Origin of the sequence: Imperialibacter sp. EC-SDR9, from assembly GCF_902498805.1 — a bacterium.
In the GTDB taxonomy this organism is placed as follows: domain Bacteria; phylum Bacteroidota; class Bacteroidia; order Cytophagales; family Cyclobacteriaceae; genus Imperialibacter.
Genome location: NZ_LR701607.1, coordinates 38,156 through 56,993, shown reverse-complemented (window position 1 = coordinate 56,993; position 18,838 = coordinate 38,156). Strand labels below are relative to the sequence as shown.

Here is an 18,838-nt window from a genome sequence, read left to right as displayed (position 1 = left end):
CGGAAGGTCAACTCACGAACGAACCGCTGGCTTAGCTTTTCTTTTTTTTCATAACATTTGAAGTTTGATGATTCACTTCAAGATACGGATTTCGAAAAGCTACCTCCGTAAGGAGGTTTCGTTCAACGCCTCGGTAAAATGAGTGTGGGAGTTTTATGCAGCTCCGCTTCCACTACATCTTAGCCCTGTCTGCCGACAGGCAGGCACGCCGATGATAAAATTATAATTTGTGGCGGACAATCCAAGCCATCTGACCTTTGATAACTGCTGAAGCCCACATTCATTTTTACCGCTGTGTTGGCATGCTTTCAAATCCGCCAGATTAACAAGCTCAAGACAATCAGAACAACTATCAGCCAGAAAAAGCCGGAATTGATCAGCAAGTCGTACCTCCGTTTCGGAATTGAATGCTCTGGGTAGGGGAAGTTCCAAAGCCCAGTTCGAGCAAATTCGAGCAGAAGTTCGGGAGTCACTGGTATTCGCTTGACTCGTTCATATGGAGGCGCTGAGAAAAGTCCACCCGGAAAATTATGGCCTTCTTCGTCGGCATGAAAATACCACAAATAACTGGTCATATCCACATCAAACTTTTTTGCATATCCCTCAATTAGCTCATGAAAATCATCACCTACTAACCACAAATCTTTGAAGATGTCAGTGTTTGGATTGATGGGTTCATTCGAAATGAAGTCACGGATTAGGGAGTAGATATCCGAAAGCTCATAATTGCGATTTTCTTTTTTAACAGAAGACGTCATTTCTTGCGGCTACTGGTCTAGATAGTCATTAATTTCACTTGTCTTCGGATTGTAGGTGATCCAACGATCATGTCCACTTTGATTGCCCGACTTAGGAACATAGACTATTTCGCCCCGTCCCCCAGAGGGTAGCTGCCTAAGAGAATCCTCTTTAGCCATTTCTCTGTCAAATTTATCTTGTTCTACAAAAGCTCTGTAATGATCAATTCTAAAAGCCCACGGAATTGAGTCCGTTTGGTAGTCCGTCAAATACAGGCTGTCCGTTGGCGCATTTTTCGAGTCCAGGTAAGTAATAATCTGATCGAGTGCCCTTGTAAGATCACTATTGTTTGTCGAAAACTCTGATAACAAAGGAGCGTCTATTCTGAGAGGAGTCTGTGGACGGGAATCCTTGCCAGCTCCGCAAGCAATCGAGATAACCATGAACAGAAGAGGTAGAATTTTTTTCATCACGCAGTCTATGCATGCCAACGCTCGGCTAAGGCGAGTGTGGGAGTGCAATGCAGCTCCCTTTCCACTATCACTTAGCCACGCCGATGATAAAATTATACTTTGTGGCGGACAATCCAAGCCAAACTACGACCGAAAACCAGCGAGGCCCGCATTCGCTTTAGCCTTGTGTTATAGTGATTTTCCGTCTGCCCGTCTGTCCGTCCGCCAGGTCGTCCGCCTGCCCAGACATCAAATCCATGGAGTACCGCTGAATCCTGCGTCGGTCTGGTCCGTCGGAAGTGGCAAGTCGAGCCGCAGCAAATCCTGACATCCGTAGGCGTCTATTTTTTGCTGCCTCCAAGGGGTCGACAGAAAGTTTCACCAATGTTTGCAAGCAGCTGAGAAAGGCCGCTCTCTTTTTCTATCCGTATCTGTAGTCAAGTCCCGCAGTCCTTCACTATAACATTGAGTAACACGCACTAGTGCGTGTTATACCCATTATATCTACCGGTCAAGGTATTAATTAAAATGTCTAAATAAACCCAATAAAGATAATTTATCCGTTTGTGAACCCATATTATGCGTATAACATTCGAATAATTCCTTGCTGCGCTCAGCCTGCGGCATTGTATTGAAACGTTGTGATGAAAGCGGCGCCGCCTACCTCTTCACCCACCTCCCCACACTATTGTACTTCCCCTCTATCACCACTTTATAAAAGTCAGATGGGTACTTCTTCAAGTCTATTTCAAAGGCTTCTTTACCTGCTTTCACTGACCCTACCTGGGTGTAAGTGTCGGTTCCACCCGTTTCAAAGTTGTTAGTCGTGGCCAGCGATATTTTCACTTCTTCGGCTTGGTCAATGGCCTTCCAGGTGACCTTGATTTTGTTGTCTGCCAATATTGCACCCGGGTTAGAGACCGAAACAGGGCCCGTCAGTGGCACTCCATCCAACTCATACATCCTTTCTTTTGTTGGCTCAATTCCCATAAAACGCAAAGCAGTCGGCAGAATGTCCACAATGGCGTTCTGTTCTTTGGTGAAATAGGCATTGGGCTGTCCTCCCCCCATTACCATCCAGGTGGTGCGCTCCCTGTCGGATTGTCCACCGTGATCTTTCCCACCTGATTCTGCACTGCGCCCATGGTCAGTGGTAATGAATATCATCCAGTCTTCGTCTTTCTCTTTTTGCCGATACTGAACGGCTTCCCAGATGCTACCCATCTGCTCGTCTGCCATGCGAATGGCCTCATCGGTCTTTTCGCTGTTGCCGTGGGCGTGCCCCATGTCGTCGGTATACTCCAGGTACACCCACGAAAAGTCGGGGCCTTTTTCTTTGATGTAGCGGCTGGCTTCATTCACTACATGCTCGTCTATATTGTGTATGAACAGCCTCTCCTTGTCGTGCGGGAAGGCTTTTTCGTCTAGCTCAAAGCCATCAAAGTGGTAATCGATCATCACATTTCCTGCGGCTTGCAGGCCTTCGCCTACGAGCTTGGTGCGGTTGTCGAGCCACGTCGAAAAGATGGCCGTTTCCTTCTCTGGTGCGAGCTCTTCCACGAACCTGAAAGCTGACCAGTAGTTGTAGTTGGGAGCTTTGATGCTATTGCCCCACACATTGTGTTTGTTGCCCCAGGTGCCGGTAATGAGGTTGTTGTAGCCAGGCGCTGAGATGGTCGGAGTCTCTGAATAGCCACCTCTTTCACCACCCACATAGGCTCGGGTATAGCCGCCGCTTTTGGCGATGGCATCCATGTTGGGAGTGGCAACCCTTTCGAAGATTTCTGCCTCTACACCGTCGATAATGACAAACACCACTTTTTGAGAAAAAGCATCGGCCGAAGCCATGATGAACACAAGAAAGACCAGCAAATTTTTCATATCAACTCAGCGAATAGTGGAGTAACAAGGTAAGGAGAGTAACGGTGAATTGCTTCAATAATTGACCATCGGTTAACGGCCAAATGCCAATTTTTTAGTCGATGGTCGCTGGTGCCTCCCACTTTCCCCCACCACTTTCTTCGTCATTTCTCGTGGGCCGTGAGTAGGCACAAGCCTGCGTTTGCTCCTCCGGAATTTCAATTATTCCAGCCTTATCTGGCTGGTTAATAGGCATTTGATTTTCTGTTTCCCGCCTTTTTTATCGCTTTGACGCCCATTCATTACATGCGCATGGTGGTAAACTGTGTGGTCGATAGTGGGTAAAAGTGGGAAATATTCTCTTTTTTAGTAGTAAAGTGTAAGAAAGTGGGAGAGAGTGGTTGGAAGTGTCATAATTTTATTACATTTGTTGAAAGTGTTGCTGTAGTTTTTCCTGTAATCCATTATGTCATTCTTTACTAGCGAATTCGAATGTAAGATTGATGCCAAGGGCAGGCTGGTTCTTCCGGCCCGCATTAAGGTCAATCTTCCCGAAGCTCCCGGAGCGTCTGCTCCCGGTCAGCCGGCGAATGAGCTTGTGCTGAGGATGGGATTTGAGCCTAACCTGATCTTGTACCCAATGGGTGAATTCAAAAAGATCCAGTCGAAGATTTCTTCGCTCAACGAATTTCTTCCTGAGAACAGGGCCTTGAAGCGGAATTTTTTCCGAAGCATTGCCCAGATAGAGATGGACAGCGCTGGCCGAATACTAATCCCTAAGACCTTTATGAAATTCGCTTCTCTTGAAAAGGAGGCGATGGTGGTAGGAGTGGGATCCAGCATTGAGATTTGGGATCCTGGGGTATATCAAAAGCATTTGATCAACAATCCCGAAGAGTACTCTCAATTGGCGCAAAAGCTGCTGGACGAATAATCCACATGCCTATGGCCCAGGAAAACTACCACATACCGGTGATGCTCAAAGAATGCCTGGAGGGGTTGGCTATTCAACCCGGCGGTATTTATGTCGATGTGACTTTCGGCGGCGGCGGACATTCGAGAGCGATAGTAGAAAAGCTTACCACCGGACACTTATATGGATTTGATCAGGACGCTGATGCCAAAGTCAATGCCGAAGGGTTTGACAAACGTTCTTTCACATTTGTGCCAAGCAATTTCCGCAACCTGAAAAAGTACCTCAGGTTCCATGGAGTGCAGGCGGTAGATGGGATTCTGGCCGACCTGGGCATTTCGTCGCACCAGATCGATGTGCCGGAAAGAGGTTTCAGTACACGCTTTCAGGGGCCACTCGACATGCGCATGAATGTAAACAGCGAGGTGTCGGCCAAAGAGGTGCTGAATGAATACGGAGAAAGGGACCTGGCTAAGATCTTCGGCATGTACGGAGAGCTGAACCAGCCCATGAAGATAGCAAGGGCCATTACGGCCTATAGGGTGAACAAGCCGCTGGAGACCATAGAGCAGTTGAAGGAGGCGGTAGCCAGGTTTGCGCCCAGAGGAAAGGAAGCCAAGTTTTTGGCTCAGCTGTTTCAGGCCATCAGGCTGGAGGTGAACGAGGAGATGGAGGTGTTGGAGGAAATGCTGGGGCAATGTGCTGAAGTGCTGAAGCCGGGTGGAAGGCTGGTGGTGATGTCGTACCACTCGCTGGAAGACAGACTGGCCAAGAACTTCATCAACAAAGGCAACTTTGAAGGGAAGGATGAGAAAGACTTTTATGGCAATGTGATCAGGCCGCTGGAGCCTGTGAACAGGAAGCCGATAGTAGCTGGTGACGATGAAATCGCCAGGAACAGCCGGGCACGAAGTGCCAAGCTGAGGATAGCAGAAAAGAAGTAGTAGGAAAATGGAAAATAGAGTAAGAAACAGTAAAAATGAGCCCGGTGGCAAAGGACCCTTTGCGGTGCTTAGCCGCTGGCTCAAACTGGAAGGTGTGCTTGATGATACACTTCCGGCACGTTTTACGCCCTATGCCCTTTTCATTACTGTAATGGGCATTATCTACATAGGCAACAGGCATTTTTCTGATAGAACGATCAGAAAGATCGACAACATGGAAGCTGAAGTAGAAGACTTGAGAGCAGATTTCACCACGCTGAAGTCTGAATACATGTTTGCTAGTAAGCAATCAGAAGTGGCCAGAAAGGTGAAGAAAATAGGATTGCAGGAGACAAGAATACCTCCTTATAAGATAGTGGTTAATGAAGACGATTATAAACGCTGAATAGATTGAATATCAAGAGCTCCATATTGCTGAGAGTCCGGGTGGCCTTTTTATTGGTCGTTCTTTTTGCAGGAGCGGTGGTATACCGTATTTTCTATTTGCAGCGCATTCAAGGGGATAAATGGAATAAGATGGCGGAGCAAATCAGCCTTCGTTATTTACCAGTGAAGGCCACCAGGGGCAATATTTACTCCGATAATGGCAGCTTGCTCGCCACCTCCCTGCCTTTTTTCAAAGTTGCTTTTGATCCTTCGCAGCCAAGTGACGAATTGCTGAAGAAGAACCTCGACTCGCTGACGTACTTGCTTTCAAGAACTTTCAAGGACAACTCAGCAAAGGAGTATCGCCGAAGGATACTGGAAGCCAGAAAAGACAAGAGGCAGTACCTGTTGTTAAGCAGGGCTGAAATCAATTATCAGCAAAAGAAGAAAATTATGGAGTGGCCTGTCTTCAGAGAAGGCAGGAACAAGGGCGGAATCATCTTTGAAAAAGTAGAAAAGAGATACCATCCGTTTTCCACGTTGGGCTACAGAACCATCGGTAGTGTAGACGAGACCGAAAAAGGGACAGTTGGTTTAGAGTACAGCTTCAACAACCAGCTGGGCGGCATCGACGGCAAAGCACTTTTTCAAAAAATGGCTGGTAGCTGGCGGCCCGTATTTGATGGTACTGAAGTAAAGGCGAAGGATGGTCTCGATATAGAAACTACAATTGATGTCAACTTGCAGGACGTGGCCGAGTCGGCATTGCTGGCGGCCCTTTCTGATCACAACGCTGATTACGGTAGCGTGGTGTTGATGGAGGTGAAAACAGGCGAGATCAAAGCCATGTCGAACCTAAGCAAGAACCCTGAAGGCAACTATTGGGAACGCTACAACTATGCCGTAGGCAGCCAGGGCGCTGTGGAGCCGGGCTCTACCTTCAAACTAGCCTCGATGATGGCACTGCTGGAAGAAACCGACTTGAAGCTGACCGATACCGTGCAGACTGGCAACGGCGAGTATAAGTTCTACAACCAGGTAATGAAGGACCATAAGCCTGGGGGATACGGCACCATCACCGTGAAGCAGATGTTCGAATCGTCGTCCAATATTGGTATTGCCAAGCTGGTAGTAGAGCATTTCGGAAAGAAACCTTCTGAGTTTATCGACTTCGTAAAGGAAATGGGCGTTGGTCAGCCGCTTGGCTTTCAGATGGCGGGTGAGGGCAAGCCTTACATAAAATCACCCTCCGACTCGTCCTGGAGTGGTATTTCGCTGCCCTGGATTTCGCACGGCTACGAGCTGAAGCTTACCCCGCTGCAAACGCTCACCATGTTCAATGCGGTAGCCAACGATGGAAAAATGATCACCCCTATTATAGTCAGGTCGGTGCGCAAGGCTGACAAGGTGGTGGAGGAATTTGAACCCAGAGTCATCAATAAAAGGATTTGCTCCAAAGAAACGCTGGCGAATTTGAGAGAGCTCCTTGAGGGGGTTGTGGAAAGAGGCACCGCTTCCAACATCAATGGAACACACTATAAGATCGCCGGCAAAACAGGCACTGCCAAGAAGTATGTCAACGGGAAATACGTCAACCAGTACTACGCATCGTTTGCTGGCTATTTTCCGGCCGATGCGCCTAAGTACAGCTGCATCGTAGTGATTGACAACCCGAAAAACTACCGGATTTATGGTAGCGACGTAGCGGCGCCCGTGTTCAAGGAAATTGCTGACAAGATTTACTCGCAGGATATCGACGTGCACAAGGAATATCGCCCTGCAGTTGCGTATCAAACGGAAGTATTTCCTGTTGTAAGAGCTGGCTTTTTACCAGAACTGTCGATGATCTGCAATGAATTTGGCGTTTCGAACCATGAAATGGCCGACGACGAGGAATGGGTGAAAACGAGACTTGTGGGCAAGAGCATTGGCTGGACTGCCAACAAGGTGAAAGAAGGCCTTGTGCCTGATGTAGCCGGAATGACTCTGAGAGACGCTCTCTTTGTTTTGGAAAATGCGGGACTGAAGGTGCGGATAGAAGGAGATGGGAGAGTGGAGAGTCAGTCGAGAATGGCCGGAACAAGGGTTTCGGAAGGAAGTGAAATCAAAATTAAACTAGGCTAAATGGCCCTGTTAAAAGACATATTATACAAGACTAACCTAATCTCAGTTGCAGGTGATATGAATACTGACTTAGGCGGCATCTGCTTCGACTCAAGAGAGTCGAAGCAGGGCTGCTTATTTATTGCTGTTCGTGGAACCCAAACTGATGGTCATCAATATATAGATCAGGCGATAGCCAAAGGAGCCAGCGTGGTGGTTTGTGAAGACTTGCCAGCAAAGCTGCTCGACACAGTTACTTATGTGAAGGTCGACAACTCGGCCAGGGCATTGGGCTTTATTGCCTCCAATTTTTATGGCAACCCGTCTTCCAGGCTTAAGCTGGTGGCAGTAACCGGCACTAACGGCAAAACGACGACAGTCACCCTGCTTCACCAATTGTTTGGCAAGCTGGGCTACAAATCGGGGCTGCTGTCTACCGTAGAAAACAAGATCGGCGAAGAAGTGCTGCCGGCTACACATACAACGCCTGACGCCATTGCGCTGAACAGGCTGTTGAAAGAAATGGCCGACCAGGGCTGCACACACTGCTTCATGGAAGCCAGCTCTCATGCCATTGTGCAACACAGGGTTGCCGGATTGCAGTTTGCTGGTGCGGTGTTTACCAATATCAGCCACGACCACCTCGACTACCATGGCACTTTTGATGAGTACATCAAAGCCAAGAAAATGCTTTTTGATGGGCTTCCGTCTTCAGCGTTTGCGTTGGTAAATGAAGACGATAAGCGGGGAGCCATTATGCTCCAAAATACAAAAGCTGCGAAAAAAAGCTACTCACTGAAGCACATGAGTGACTTCAGAGCAAAGGTGTTGAGCAATTCCATTCAGGGTCTGGAGCTCCAAATCGACAATATAGACGTGTGGTTCAAGCTGGTAGGAGACTTCAATGCCTACAATTTGCTGGCTGTGTATGGAACTGCTGTGTTGCTCGATGAGCCGACGGAGGAAGTGCTGACACAACTCTCTGATGTGGATCCGGCTAGAGGGAGGTTCCAGCTTGTGCCATCAACTACTGGCATTGTCGCAATAGTCGACTACGCACACACGCCTGATGCGCTGGAAAACGTGTTGAAGACGATCAAAAGTTTCCGCACAGGCAACGAAACAGTGGTAACGGTAGTAGGCTGCGGCGGCAATCGTGACAAGACAAAGCGACCACTTATGGCCGCCATTTCTTGCCAGCTTAGCGATAAGGTGATCCTTACATCGGACAACCCAAGGTTTGAGGATCCTATGGAGATCATTAAAGATATGCAAACGGGTGTAGGCCCAAGCAACTACCGAAAAACGCTGATCGTGCCAGACCGGAAAGAGGCTATCAAAACAGCGATTAGCATCTCACATCCGGGAGACATTGTGCTGGTGGCGGGCAAGGGGCATGAAACCTACCAGGAGATTCAGGGCGTGAAGCACCCTTTTGACGATAAAAAAGTAGTGACCGAAGTTTTAAAAGCTTTTAGTGAATAACCAAGTATGCTGTATTACTTGTTTGATTATCTGGAGAGTGAGTTCAACCTGATGGGTGCAAGCGTTTTTCGCTTCATTTCCTTCAGGGCCGGCATGGCTGCGCTCATTTCTCTGCTAATCACGGTCACTTTTGGCAAGTATCTTATCGGCATGCTCCACAAATACCAACTGGGCGAAGAAATCAGAGACCTGGGCCTGCAGGGGCAAATGGAGAAGAAAGGCACGCCAACCATGGGGGGCATCATCATCATCATGGCCATCGTTATTCCCACGTTGCTGTTTGCTCAGCTGGAAAATATTTACATCATACTTATGCTGGTCACAGCCATTAGCATGGGATCGATTGGCTTTTTGGACGACTACCTCAAGCTCAAAAAGAAAAACAAAGACGGGCTGGCCGGAAAATTCAAAATCATCGGTCAGGTTAGCGTAGGCCTGCTTGTAGGTCTGGTTTTGGTGTTTAACGACGATGTGACTGTTCGTGAGTTCACCTACAAATCAGTGAATGGTCAAATTATTTCCTCGTTCAACGATGTGAAGGCATTGATAACGACGATCCCTTTTATCAAGGACAATGAGCTGGACTACCACGTATTGTTCGGCCTCCTTGGACAGTTCGATTGGGTACTTTATGTGCTGTTAGTGGTGTTTATCTTCACGTCCGTTTCCAACGGTGCCAACATCACCGATGGTGTCGACGGTCTCGCAGCTGGCACGTCTGCCATCATCGCCCTCACCCTTGCCATTTTCGCTTACGTTTCCGGCAACGTCACTTTCTCCCAGTACCTGAATGTGATGTTCATTCCCAACTCAGGCGAGCTGGTAATTTTCTGTACCGCCCTGGTGGGAGCTTGCATCGGCTTTTTGTGGTACAATGCCTATCCCGCTCAGGTATTCATGGGCGACACGGGCAGCCTGAGCCTTGGTGGCATCATCGCCGTGTTGGCCATCATCGTGCGAAAAGAGCTGCTGATCCCTTTCATGTGTGGCATTTTCGTAGTGGAAAACCTATCGGTGGTTATTCAGGTTAGCTATTTCAAGTATACCAAAAAGAAATTCGGAGAAGGAAAGAGAGTTTTCCTGATGTCTCCTTTGCATCATCACTACCAGAAAAAAGGTATTCACGAGGCCAAGATTGTGGCCCGCTTCTGGACTGTCGGCATTTTGTTGGCCATTTTCTCACTTGTAACCCTCAAACTACGCTAAGATGGAAGCAGTGAAAAATATCGTCATTTTAGGTGCTGGTGAAAGCGGCGTGGGAGCGGCCTTGCTGGCGCAGCACAAGGGATTCAATGTGTTTGTGTCCGACGGCGGCGTGCTGAAAGAACGCTATCGCAAAGACCTCAATGCTGCCGGCATCGAGTTTGAGGAAGGGAAGCACACAGTCAAACAAATCCTGGAAGCTGACCTGATCATCAAGAGCCCCGGCATTGCCGACAAGGTAGATATTGTAAAGAAGGCCAGGGAAAAGGGTGTTGAAATCATTGACGAGATAGAATTCGCTTCAAGGTATACGAAGGCGAAAAAAATAGCCATTACAGGCACCAACGGAAAGACCACCACCACCCTGCTTACCTACCATTTACTGAAAGAAGCAGGTTATAACGTCGGCTTGGCTGGCAATGTAGGCCACAGCTTTGCCCGTCAGGTGATAAAGGACAATTTCGACATCTACGTTTTGGAGGTGAGCAGCTTCCAGCTCGACGGGATGAATACCTTCAAACCCGATGTGGCTATTCTGCTGAATATCACACCAGATCACCTCGACAGGTACGACTATAGCTTCCAAAAATATGTCAATAGCAAATTCAGGATCATCGAGAAAATGACCCATGAAGAGTGCTTTATCTATTTCGCAGACAAAGGGCCAATTGAGGAAGAGCTGGCCAGAAGAAATGTGGAGGCGTCAATTTTCGCCATCTCTTTGGTTGAGAATGTGAAAAACGGTGCCTTCCTCGACGAAGACCATCTGGTGTTCAACATAGAGTCGAAGAAGAAATCCCACAAAATTCCTGTTAATCAGGTGTCGCTTATCGGTAAGCATAACATGGTGAATTCGATGGCGGCGGTTTTGACAACGCTAACCATGGAAGCTCCCATGGAAAAAGTGGTAAAAGCGCTAAAGACATTCAAAAATGCGCCTCACCGCCTGGAGAAAGTAGCGACCATAGACGATGTGCTGTTCATCAACGACTCCAAAGCCACGAATGTAGACTCTGTTTACTATGCTCTGGAAGGGATTGAGGCTCCCATAGTGTGGATTGCTGGCGGCCTCGACAAAGGCAATGATTACGATAGGATAGAGGCTTTGGTGAAAGAAAAGGTCAAAGCCCTGATCTGTTTGGGAAAAGACAATACCAAGCTGACGGACTACTTCACTGGCAAGGTGGCTACCATCAGGCAGACACAGTCGGTAAATGATGCCGCCCGTTGGGGGGCAGATTTGTCGGCCCCGGGTGATGTGGTGCTGTTGTCACCGGCTTGCGCCAGTTTCGACCTGTTCCGAAACTATGAAGACCGTGGTGAGCAGTTCAAAGATGCAGTTGTCGGGTTAAAAAATCATGTAGAAAGGGGGCAAAGCGTATGATAAAGGAATGGATAGAGAACAACCTTAAAGGTGATCCGATTATTTGGGCCATCGTTCTTGCTTTGTCTGTACTGAGCATCCTGGTAGTGTACAGCGCCACCGGCACGCTCGCCTATGCAAAAATGGGTGGAGATACTGAGTATTACCTGATGAAGCACTCTGTTTTGACCATACTCAGCCTTGTGGCTATTTGGGGTGCGCATAAAATTGACTACAGATACTATTCGAAGCTTTCAAAGCTCGCTCTATGGGTGTCGGTACCGTTGCTGATGATCACCTACCTGTTTGGAAACACGATGAACGAAGCTTCCCGGTGGTTAACCATTCCAGTTATCAACCAGGCTTTCCAGCCATCCGATTTGGCCAAGCTGGCCTTGTTTGTGACCATAGCCAGCATCTTGTCGAAGCGGCAGCAGAGTGAAGAAGAGCTCAAGGAATCGCTGATCCCCATCCTGCTGTGGTGTGGCGTCATTTGCGGCCTGATCGCCATGTCCAACTTCTCCACAGCCGTATTGATTTTCGCTACCTGCATGCTGCTGATGTTCATTGGCCGTGTGCCAGTGAAATACCTGGCCATGCTGGTCATGATTGGTGCGCTCTCCGGAGCCGTGGCGCTAACCCTGGGCCAAAGAGGACAAACGGTAATCAGCCGGGTGCAGTCCTTCCTTTCTGACGATGAATCAGCGCTACCCTTTCAGGCGCAGCAGTCTTACATCGCTGTTGCCAGCGGAGGAATCGTAGGCAAAGGACCAGGCCAGAGTGACCAAAGAAATTTTCTGCCTCATCCATATTCTGATTTCATCTACGCCATCATCATCGAGGAATATGGCATGATAGGAGGGGTGACAGTGATCCTGCTCTATCTGGCGCTGCTCTACAGGGGCATGATTGTGTTCATGCAGAGCGAGAGGGCCTATGGTGGTTTGCTAAGTGCTGCACTGAGTTTTGCACTGGTCATGCAGGCCTTCATCAATATGGGCGTTGCCGTGGGGCTGGGGCCAATTACCGGGCTACCATTACCGCTGGTGAGCATGGGAGGTACATCGCAGCTATTTATGGGGATTTCAATAGGCATCATACTAAGCGTGAGCAGGGGAGAATTGGATGAGTTCCCCAGCGACGTGAAAGGAAACGGAAAAAGGAAAGTAGCCGCAATGGCATAATATGACAAAAACAGGAGCATATCGGATCATTATCAGTGGAGGAGGCACCGGGGGACATATCTTCCCGGCAGTCGCTATTGGTACTGCTTTCAGGGAGCGATTCCCTGATGCTGATATCCTCTTTGTGGGTGCTGAAGGGAAAATGGAAATGCAACGAGTGCCGGAGGCGGGCTTCAAGATCATTGGGCTTTGGATCAGTGGACTGCAGCGCAGCCTGTCTCTCAGCAACCTCATGTTTCCTTTCAAGGTAATTTCCAGCGTATGGAAATCCAGGAAAATCATCAACGACTTTAAGCCTGACGTAGTCGTGGGCGTAGGCGGTTATGCCAGTGGGCCATTGTTGTACGCTGCTACGTCCAAAGGCATTCCTTCTCTTATCCAGGAGCAGAATTCATACGCAGGCCTCACCAATAAATGGTTGGCCAAGCGAGTACAGAAAATATGTGTGGCCTACGAGGGCATGGAGAAGTTCTTCCCTAAAGAGAAGCTGACCATCACCGGCAATCCCATCAGAAAAGACATCACTGCTGGAAATATTACAAAAGCGACGGCCGCTTCCTTCTACGGACTTGATGCCACAAAACCAGTGGTGCTGGTGTTTGGTGGCAGCCTTGGTGCTAAAACCTTGAATGAAAGTGTGCTTGCGGGGCTAGCAGAATTCCAAAAGGCCGGCGTTCAGGTGCTGTGGCAGTGCGGCCGTTTCTATTTCGAGCAAATGAAGCAGCAAACGGCATCGATGGACATGACCGGCATTGTGCTGCTTGAGTTCATCAAAGAAATGGACAAGGCTTATGCCGCTGCCGATGTGGTAATTTCAAGGGCAGGGGCGCTGTCGATTTCCGAGCTTTGCGTAGTTGGCAAGCCTGTCATTTTTGTGCCTTCACCCAATGTGGCGGAAGACCATCAAACAAGCAATGCCATGGCGCTTGTGAGGAAAGATGCTGCCATCGCCATTAGAGATATAGACGCCAGGCAACAACTGGTGCAGGAAGTGCTGTTGCTTTTGAAGGACAGTGAAAAGCAGTTAATGCTTTCTGCAAACATCAAGGCAATGGCCAGGCCTGCGGCTACCGAAGACATCGTTGATCAATTGGCGGAGCTATTAGGTGCAGCCGAAAGCCGTCCATTCCTGCGCATAGACAATGTTTACTTCCTGGGTATAGGCGGCATAGGCATGAGTGCTTTGGCTCGCTGGTTCAACAACCAGGGCAAAAAAGTGGTGGGTTACGACCTTACCTCGACGGCACTTACTGACGACCTGAAGAAAGAGGGCATCGATATTCATTTTACGGATGATGTTTCCCTGATCCCCGACAACTTTAAAGCCAACAAAGCCAAGACATTGGTGGTTTTGACACCAGCCATTCCAGCTGAACATACAGAGTGGGCTTATTTGAAAGGGGAAGGCTTTGATATCAAGAAGCGCTCTGAAGTGCTCGGATTGATTTCTAAGAGCAAGTTCACCATAGCGGTGGCTGGCACGCATGGAAAGACGACAACGTCTTCGATGATTGCTCATTTGCTGAAGTCGGCAGGCAAGCCGGTAGAAGCATTTATTGGTGGCATCACGGCCAACTACAACAGCAACTTGCTGCTTTCTGACGACCCCGAGTCGCTTTTGGTGGCGGAAGCAGATGAATTCGACAGGTCCTTCCTGCGCCTTCATCCCAACATAGCAGTAATCACTTCAGTCGATCCGGATCATCTTGATATCTACGGATCCGCTGAAGAAATGATAAAGACATACAGCGCTTTTGCCGGGCAGGTAATCCCTTCTGGAAGCATCTTCCTCCAGGGTAAGCTGCAGCAAACACTTATTTTACCTGCCCGCAGAGCGTCTGTTAATCACTATGGCGATTCATTTGACTACCGTCCTGAAAATGTAAAAGTAGTCGACGGACAGTTTGCCTTTGATATGGTATATCCCGAGGGCAAAATGACCGACCTGAGGCTTCAGGTGCCTGGCTTCCACAACGTGGAGAACATGACGGCCGCCATTGGTGTGGCCTTACAACTGGGCATTGATGAAAAAGCCATCAGACAGGGAGTGGCTAGCTACATAGGCGTGAAACGCAGGTTTGAGAGCATTCTGAAAGATGATCACCATGTCTTCATCGACGACTATGCGCATCACCCTGAGGAAATCCGGCAGTTCCTTCGTTCGGTGAGGGAATTGTATCCTTCCAAAGAGCTAACGGCTATTTTTCAGCCGCATTTGTACACCCGCACCAGGGATTTTGCTGATGGTTTTGCCGAAAGCCTTTCTATGGCCGACGAGGTGATTCTACTGCCTATTTACCCAGCAAGGGAGAAACCTATCCCTGGAGTAGATGCCGAAATGATTGCTTCCAAAATTTCGCATTCCAGGAAGCAGGTGATTAGCAAGGACGAATTACTGGCGTGGACGAAGAGCCACGATCCGGAAGTACTGCTCACGATAGGGGCAGGTGATATTGATAAAATGGTCAAGCCGCTGGCGGAAATTTTAAAGACGAAGAGCTATGCTGCGTAAAATTAAAATAAAAAGAGGAGTGTATTTCGTGGCAGGTGCCATCCTGCTGTTCGTACTGATTGGCTTTGTGAGCAAAAAGCAAATGGACAAGCCTTTCAGCGAAGTGTATATTGATATCGACTATAGCCAGGGAAATTATTTCATCCACGAGAACGACATCAGGAAGCTGATCAATGCCCTAGGCAACGAGGTGCTGACAGGATCTTTTGCTGGTGACATCAACCTGAGGAATATTGAAACGAAGATTGAGAAGCATCCTTTTGTGAAGGAAGCCGAGGTTTTCAGGGATTTGCGGGGCAATATAAAGGCGAAGATTAAGCAGAAAAAGCCCATTGCCAGAATTATCAACAACGGAGGTTTTGGTGCCTACATTACCGATGCAGGTGAGGTAATTCCTCTTTCGGACAATTACACAGCCCGGGTGGTGTTGGTGAAAATACCGTCATCCAAAAAGTACAAAGTTTCTATTGAGGAAGACGAGCAGGGCAAAGGGCTCTTTGAAATGGTGAGCTATCTGGAAGCAAGCAAGTTCTGGAAAGCGCAAATAGCAGAGATTTCGATGGACAAAAGAGGGGAAATGATACTCTACCCTCAGGTGACCAGGCAATATATCGAATTCGGAAAAGCGGAGGACATTGAAACGAAGTTCAGTAAACTCCATATTTTCTATACCAAAATCCTGCCCGAAAAAGGCTGGAATACCTACGAAAAAGTGAACGTGAAATATAAAGACCAAATCGTCTGTGAATAATACTCCTATGCAAAACGATAAAATTATTGTTGGCCTCGACATAGGCACCACCAAGATATGTGCCATTGTCGGCCGTAAAAATGAATATGGAAAGCTCGAAGTGATGGGCATGGGTAAGGCCGTTTCCGACGGGGTGATCCGTGGCATTGTGACCAACATCGACAAGACGGTGAGCGCCATTGAAAAGGCCGTGGCTGAAGCAGAGGAGCATTCGGGTATTGACATCCGGGTGGTGAATGTGGGCATTGCTGGTCAGCACATCCGCAGCTCTATCCACCATGGGTCGATCACCCGTCAGTCCAACGACGATGAGATCACCGTGGAGGACGTGAATCGCCTGACCAACGACATGTACAAGATCGTGATCCCACCAGGGAGCGAGATCATCCACGTGATGCCCCAGGACTACATCGTCGACTATGAGGAAGGTATCAAAGATCCCGTAGGTATGTCGGGTGTGAAGCTCGAAGCTGACTTCCACGTGATCACGGCACAGACGAACGCTATTAACAACATCAATAAGTGCGTGCGCAGAGCAGGTCTTGAGATCGAGAACCTCATCCTTGAGCCGCTGGCGTCAAGCCTGGCAGTGCTCAGCGAGGAAGAAAAGGAAGCGGGCGTTTGCCTGGTCGACATAGGTGGCGGTACCACAGACATTGCCATTTTCTACGACAATATCATTCGCCACACGGCTGTGATTCCTTTTGGAGGCAACATACTGACAACCGATATCAAGCAGGGCTGCATGGTGATGGAACACCAGGCTGAGCTATTGAAAACCAAGTTTGGTAAAGCCATCGCTGAAGAGGCAAACCCTAACGAAATTATCTCAATTCCCGGCCTTAGAAACCGTGCTCCCAAGGAGATTTCTGTAAAGAACCTGGCGCATGTGATCGAAGCCCGCATGGAGGAGATCATAGAAATGGTGCACACCGAAATCATTACCTCAGGCTTCCAGCACAAGCTGGCAGGAGGCATTGTGGTCACCGGTGGTGGTAGCCAGCTAGCGTGTGTGCAGCAGTTGTTTGAGTACATGTCGGGCATGGATAGCAGAATAGGCTACCCTAACGAGCACCTTGGCAAAGGCAAGCTGGAAACAGTGAAAAGCCCCATGTATGCTACCACAGTTGGTTTGGTATTGAGCGGCTTCCGGGCCCTCGATGAGCGTGAAAACCGGTACAATGAGAAGTCATTGCACAAAACGGTGACTGGAAAGTCAATTACCCGCAAGGACTTGACTGTACCAAAGAACTTCTTCAACAATATGCTGGAGAAAACAAAGAAAATGTTGATTGATGATTTTGACGATAAAATGGAATAGGTCGCTTTTTCGGAGGGCTTCATTGGGCCATCTGACAAAAGGACTACACCTCAACTTCTATAGTTATGACAGGAAACGCATACAAGTTCGATCTACCCCAGCATCATAAGTCGATCATTAAGGTGATCGGCGTTGGGGGCGGTGGCAGCAACGCTGTCAACCACATGTTTAACCAGGGTATCAAAGACGTTGAGTTCGTCATTTGCAATACCGATTCTCAGGCGCTCAACAGCAGCCCTGTACCCATCAAACTGCAGATAGGTGCCAACCTGACGAGCGGCCTTGGGGCGGGTGCCAACCCCGAAAAGGGAAAGAATGCAGCGTTGGAGAGCAAAGAAGATATTCGGGAGCTTCTGAGTGAAGACACCCGCATGATATTTATCACCGCAGGCATGGGCGGTGGCACAGGTACTGGTGCAGCGCCTGTCATCGCCAAAGTGGCCCGGGAACTGGACATCCTCACGGTTGGCATTGTGACGGCTCCCTTTGCTTTCGAAGGCAAAAAGAAGACGCAGCAAGCTGAAGAGGGAATCAGAGCGCTGAAGGAGAACTGCGACACCGTGCTGGTGATCCTCAACGACAAGCTGAGGGAGATTTACGGCAATCAGTCCATTTCTGAAGCTTTCTCCAAAGCCGACAATGTGTTGACCACCGCTGCCAAGGGCATTGCGGAAATTATCACTGTACCAGGCTATGTCAACGTCGATTTTGAGGATGTAAAAACAGTCATGAAGAACAGTGGCGCAGCCGTGATGGGATCGGCCGTTACCAGCGGCGACAACAGAGCCATTCGTGCGGCTGAGGAGGCCATTTCTTCACCGCTGTTGAACAACACCAACATTCTTGGTGCACAGAAAATCTTGCTTTCCATCATTTCCGGTGAGCAGGCTGAGCTGCAAATGGACGAGCTGACTGCCATTACCGAATACATGCAGGAAGCTGCCGGCGACGATGCAGAGGTAATCTTTGGCCACGGTGTCGACCCTGAGCTGGGCGACTGCATCAGGGTCACCATCATTGCTACAGGTTTTGACCAGGAGTCCATTTCGAAGATACTAGAAGAGAAGTCAGAGAAAAAAGTACACGATCTGGAGAAAGCTAAACAGATTGATCTTTTTGAGCACCAGCCTAAGAAGCCCGAAAGGCCGATTAGCGAACCGGTGATCAAGAAGCTGAAAGATGAGATAAGAGAAGAGGAGGAGGCTGAGGAGCGGAGTTATGTTTTTGATTTCAAGAAGAAAGACACCCCCCCGCCGACGCCTAAGAAAAAGGACGACGATGATAATGGGCTGTTTGAATTCGGAGAAGAGTACGAGGTAGTGGAAGGCAGCGACCTTGACCCAGACGACGCTTTCCTCGAAGAGTTGGAAGGTTCGGCGCATCAAATGAGTAAGAAGGTGGAGCTGATGGAGCAGGCAAGGGAAAGAGAGCGTAAGCTGGCTAACCTGAAAAGCCCATCAACTTTGGATAGTGATTCTTTTAAAGAGAAGCTGGAAGTGCCTGCTTATATGAGAAAGAAAGTGAAACTGCAGGAAGTGCCTCATTCATCTGAAAGGAAGATTTCAAAATTCAACTTGAATGACGACAACCAGATTTTGGGCAACAATCGCTTCCTGCACGACAACGTGGACTAGTTTTTTTTG

17 protein-coding genes are annotated in these 18,838 nt (G+C 48.6%); 12 read left to right on the top strand and 5 right to left on the bottom strand.

All coding sequences use genetic code 11. From position 1 onward, the window contains the following. Nucleotides 1-308 precede the first annotated feature (308 nt). The 5 genes from GC130_RS23115 to GC130_RS28705 all read right to left on the bottom strand — a co-directional run bounded on the left by GC130_RS23115 (nucleotide 309) and on the right by GC130_RS28705 (nucleotide 3,306). Nucleotides 309-758, bottom strand: coding sequence for a DUF1493 family protein (locus GC130_RS23115; RefSeq protein ID WP_152000736.1), 450 nt, complete (start codon nucleotides 756-758; stop codon nucleotides 309-311). Nucleotides 759-767: 9 nt separating this feature from the next. Continuing rightward, nucleotides 768-1,181 (bottom strand): hypothetical protein, encoded by a 414-nt coding sequence (locus tag GC130_RS23110; RefSeq protein WP_152000735.1) that lies wholly within the window; start codon nucleotides 1,179-1,181, stop codon nucleotides 768-770. A 187-nt stretch (nucleotides 1,182-1,368) separates the two neighbouring features. Continuing rightward, nucleotides 1,369-1,521 (bottom strand): hypothetical protein, encoded by a 153-nt coding sequence (locus tag GC130_RS28710; protein ID WP_193217964.1) that lies wholly within the window; start codon nucleotides 1,519-1,521, stop codon nucleotides 1,369-1,371. A gap of 329 nt (nucleotides 1,522-1,850) precedes the next feature. Then, complete coding sequence (locus GC130_RS23105) at nucleotides 1,851-3,071, bottom strand: alkaline phosphatase family protein (RefSeq protein ID WP_152000734.1); 1,221 nt, start codon at nucleotides 3,069-3,071, stop codon at nucleotides 1,851-1,853. Between the two features lie 94 nt (nucleotides 3,072-3,165). Beyond that, complete coding sequence (locus GC130_RS28705; RefSeq protein ID WP_193217963.1) at nucleotides 3,166-3,306, bottom strand: hypothetical protein; 141 nt, start codon at nucleotides 3,304-3,306, stop codon at nucleotides 3,166-3,168. A 210-nt stretch (nucleotides 3,307-3,516) separates the two neighbouring features. On the opposite strand from GC130_RS28705, the gene mraZ reads away from it, so the two are divergent. The 12 genes from mraZ (at nucleotide 3,517) to ftsZ (ending at nucleotide 18,829) form a co-directional block, all read left to right on the top strand. After that, nucleotides 3,517-3,984 (top strand): division/cell wall cluster transcriptional repressor MraZ, encoded by a 468-nt coding sequence (mraZ, locus tag GC130_RS23100; protein WP_152000733.1) that lies wholly within the window; start codon nucleotides 3,517-3,519, stop codon nucleotides 3,982-3,984. 11 nt (nucleotides 3,985-3,995) lie between these two features. Further along, complete coding sequence (gene rsmH / locus GC130_RS23095; protein WP_152000732.1) at nucleotides 3,996-4,907, top strand: 16S rRNA (cytosine(1402)-N(4))-methyltransferase RsmH; 912 nt, start codon at nucleotides 3,996-3,998, stop codon at nucleotides 4,905-4,907. A gap of 7 nt (nucleotides 4,908-4,914) precedes the next feature. Further along, a complete protein-coding gene (locus GC130_RS23090) occupies nucleotides 4,915-5,292 on the top strand; it encodes an FtsL-like putative cell division protein (RefSeq protein WP_152000731.1) in 378 nt (125 codons plus the stop codon). A gap of 5 nt (nucleotides 5,293-5,297) precedes the next feature. After that, nucleotides 5,298-7,397, top strand: coding sequence for a penicillin-binding protein (locus tag GC130_RS23085; protein WP_152000730.1), 2,100 nt, complete (start codon nucleotides 5,298-5,300; stop codon nucleotides 7,395-7,397). After that, nucleotides 7,398-8,861 (top strand): UDP-N-acetylmuramoyl-L-alanyl-D-glutamate--2,6-diaminopimelate ligase, encoded by a 1,464-nt coding sequence (locus GC130_RS23080; protein ID WP_152000729.1) that lies wholly within the window; start codon nucleotides 7,398-7,400, stop codon nucleotides 8,859-8,861. A gap of 6 nt (nucleotides 8,862-8,867) precedes the next feature. After that, the gene (mraY, locus tag GC130_RS23075; protein ID WP_152000728.1) at nucleotides 8,868-10,067 is read left to right on the top strand and encodes a phospho-N-acetylmuramoyl-pentapeptide-transferase; all 1,200 of its coding nucleotides are present in this window, start codon (nucleotides 8,868-8,870) and stop codon (nucleotides 10,065-10,067) included. A gap of 1 nt (nucleotide 10,068) precedes the next feature. Further along, complete coding sequence (gene murD, locus GC130_RS23070) at nucleotides 10,069-11,448, top strand: UDP-N-acetylmuramoyl-L-alanine--D-glutamate ligase (RefSeq protein WP_152000727.1); 1,380 nt, start codon at nucleotides 10,069-10,071, stop codon at nucleotides 11,446-11,448. Continuing rightward, complete coding sequence (locus GC130_RS23065; protein ID WP_152000726.1) at nucleotides 11,445-12,611, top strand: FtsW/RodA/SpoVE family cell cycle protein; 1,167 nt, start codon at nucleotides 11,445-11,447, stop codon at nucleotides 12,609-12,611. The genes murD and GC130_RS23065 overlap by 4 nt, the downstream gene beginning before the upstream one ends. Before the next feature lies 1 nt (nucleotide 12,612). Continuing rightward, the gene (gene murC / locus GC130_RS29295) at nucleotides 12,613-15,123 is read left to right on the top strand and encodes a UDP-N-acetylmuramate--L-alanine ligase (protein WP_370455832.1); all 2,511 of its coding nucleotides are present in this window, start codon (nucleotides 12,613-12,615) and stop codon (nucleotides 15,121-15,123) included. Continuing rightward, complete coding sequence (locus tag GC130_RS23055; RefSeq protein WP_152000725.1) at nucleotides 15,113-15,874, top strand: cell division protein FtsQ/DivIB; 762 nt, start codon at nucleotides 15,113-15,115, stop codon at nucleotides 15,872-15,874. Before murC ends, GC130_RS23055 begins: the two co-directional genes overlap by 11 nt. Before the next feature lie 7 nt (nucleotides 15,875-15,881). Further along, on the top strand, nucleotides 15,882-17,195 hold the full coding sequence (ftsA, locus tag GC130_RS23050) for a cell division protein FtsA (RefSeq protein ID WP_152000724.1): 1,314 nt from the start codon (nucleotides 15,882-15,884) through the stop codon (nucleotides 17,193-17,195). A 65-nt stretch (nucleotides 17,196-17,260) separates the two neighbouring features. Beyond that, entirely contained in the window at nucleotides 17,261-18,829 is a 1,569-nt protein-coding gene (ftsZ, locus tag GC130_RS23045) for a cell division protein FtsZ (protein WP_152000723.1), read from the top strand. Nucleotides 18,830-18,838 lie beyond the last annotated feature (9 nt).

Excerpts from the sequence above, each read along its gene's own strand:
- GC130_RS23115 (WP_152000736.1), bottom strand. The coding sequence starts at position 758 with ATGACGTCTTCTGTTAAAAAAGAAAATCGCAATTATGAGCTTTCGGAT.
- GC130_RS23110 (WP_152000735.1), bottom strand. The coding sequence starts at position 1,181 with ATGGTTATCTCGATTGCTTGCGGAGCTGGCAAGGATTCCCGTCCACAG.
- GC130_RS28710 (WP_193217964.1), bottom strand. The coding sequence starts at position 1,521 with ATGTCAGGATTTGCTGCGGCTCGACTTGCCACTTCCGACGGACCAGAC.
- GC130_RS23105 (WP_152000734.1), bottom strand. The coding sequence starts at position 3,071 with ATGAAAAATTTGCTGGTCTTTCTTGTGTTCATCATGGCTTCGGCCGAT.
- GC130_RS28705 (WP_193217963.1), bottom strand. The coding sequence starts at position 3,306 with ATGCCTATTAACCAGCCAGATAAGGCTGGAATAATTGAAATTCCGGAG.
- mraZ (WP_152000733.1), top strand. The coding sequence starts at position 3,517 with ATGTCATTCTTTACTAGCGAATTCGAATGTAAGATTGATGCCAAGGGC.
- rsmH (WP_152000732.1), top strand. The coding sequence starts at position 3,996 with ATGGCCCAGGAAAACTACCACATACCGGTGATGCTCAAAGAATGCCTG.
- GC130_RS23090 (WP_152000731.1), top strand. The coding sequence starts at position 4,915 with ATGGAAAATAGAGTAAGAAACAGTAAAAATGAGCCCGGTGGCAAAGGA.
- GC130_RS23080 (WP_152000729.1), top strand. The coding sequence starts at position 7,398 with ATGGCCCTGTTAAAAGACATATTATACAAGACTAACCTAATCTCAGTT.
- mraY (WP_152000728.1), top strand. The coding sequence starts at position 8,868 with ATGCTGTATTACTTGTTTGATTATCTGGAGAGTGAGTTCAACCTGATG.
- murD (WP_152000727.1), top strand. The coding sequence starts at position 10,069 with ATGGAAGCAGTGAAAAATATCGTCATTTTAGGTGCTGGTGAAAGCGGC.
- GC130_RS23065 (WP_152000726.1), top strand. The coding sequence starts at position 11,445 with ATGATAAAGGAATGGATAGAGAACAACCTTAAAGGTGATCCGATTATT.
- murC (WP_370455832.1), top strand. The coding sequence starts at position 12,613 with ATGACAAAAACAGGAGCATATCGGATCATTATCAGTGGAGGAGGCACC.
- GC130_RS23055 (WP_152000725.1), top strand. The coding sequence starts at position 15,113 with ATGCTGCGTAAAATTAAAATAAAAAGAGGAGTGTATTTCGTGGCAGGT.
- ftsA (WP_152000724.1), top strand. The coding sequence starts at position 15,882 with ATGCAAAACGATAAAATTATTGTTGGCCTCGACATAGGCACCACCAAG.
- ftsZ (WP_152000723.1), top strand. The coding sequence starts at position 17,261 with ATGACAGGAAACGCATACAAGTTCGATCTACCCCAGCATCATAAGTCG.